The organism is Cupriavidus basilensis, assembly GCF_029335485.1.
Classification (GTDB): Bacteria; Pseudomonadota; Gammaproteobacteria; order Burkholderiales; family Burkholderiaceae; genus Cupriavidus; species Cupriavidus basilensis_E.
The window spans coordinates 1-1,319 of sequence record NZ_JARJLM010000079.1 but is presented as its reverse complement, the minus strand read 5'-3'; the positions used below and the strand labels follow the sequence as shown (position 1 = coordinate 1,319).

The window sequence follows — 1,319 nt, the reverse complement described above, 5'->3', positions numbered from 1 at the left end:
TTCGCACATGGCGCATGCCATTGCCGCGCCGGCAGGCTGGAACGAATGGAGGAATAAGCCAGACATGCAGGGATTGCACCTCACCGCTGATTTATACGATTGCCGCTGCGCGGCATCGCTGCTGGTCGATGCCCAGCTTCTCGCCCGCCTGTGCCGCCAGGCCGTGGCCGCCGCGGGCCTGACACTGGTGGCCGAGAAATTCCACACTTTTCCCGACCACCAGGGAGCGCAAGGCGGCGTCACCGGCGCCGCGCTGCTGGCGGAATCGCATCTGGCCGTGCACACCTGGCCGGAGCGCGATGCCGTCACGCTCGACGTCTACGTCTGTAACTTCTCCGCCAACAACTCGGCCAGGGCCGAAGCCCTGCTCGATGCCTTGCTGGTCGCGTTCGCGCCGCGCCAGCAGAACACCAACCGCCTGCTGCGCGGCTCCGACGATCCGCAGGACCATGCCAACGAATTGCTGCTGGAATGGCTCAGCCCGGACAGCGCCTACGGGTTCCGCGCCACGCGGCGGCTGGAGACGGTGCGCACGCAGCATCAGCTGCTGGAGGTATTCGACACGCCGCAATGGGGCAAGCTGTTGCGGCTGGACGGCACCTACATGACCTCGGAGCGCGACGAATTTTTCTATCACGAGCCCATGGTGCATGCCGCGGCCATCACCCACGCCAACCCACGCCGGGCGCTGGTGCTCGGGGGCGGCGACGGCGGCGCCTGCGAGGAGCTGCTCAAGTACCCGGCGCTGGAACGCGTGGTGCTGGCGGAACTCGATGCGGAGGTGGTCCGCGCGGCGCGGGAGCACCTGCCGCGGGTGCACGGCGGCGCCTTCGACGACCCGCGCCTGCAGCTGCGGATCGGCGACGGCTTCGCCTATATGGAGGCGCAAAGCCGCGACCCGCACGGCGAACGCTTCGACCTGGTGATCCTGGACCTGACCGATCCCGATACGCCGGCGCAACCGCTCTACACGCCAGAAGCGCTGCGCCTGGTCAAGTCGCTGCTGGCGCCCGGCGGCGCGCTGACCATGCATATCGGTTCGCCGGTCTTCGAGCCGCAGCGGGTGCGCGAGGTCGTGCTGCAACTGCGCGCGGTATTCGAGATCGTCAGGCCCTTCGGGCTGTATGTGCCCTTGTACGGCGCCTACTGGGGCATGGCTATCGCTTCCGACGCGCTGGACCCGCTGTCGCGCCTGCCGTACGAAGTCGACCTGCGCCTGCGCGGCTATGGCATCGGCGAGCTCGACTACTACAACGGCGATGTCCACCGCGCGCTGTTTGCCTTGCCCAACTACTATCGGCGGCTGGTGCAAAGCCACT

The 1,319-nt window shown here is 67.6% G+C and carries 1 protein-coding gene; it reads left to right on the top strand.

The window, feature by feature from the left end; translation table 11 throughout:
• Nucleotides 1-64: 64 nt before the first annotated feature.
• On the top strand, nt 65-1,319 hold a 1,255-nt coding region (gene speE, locus P3W85_RS04600; RefSeq protein WP_276263889.1), incomplete at its 3' end, for a polyamine aminopropyltransferase.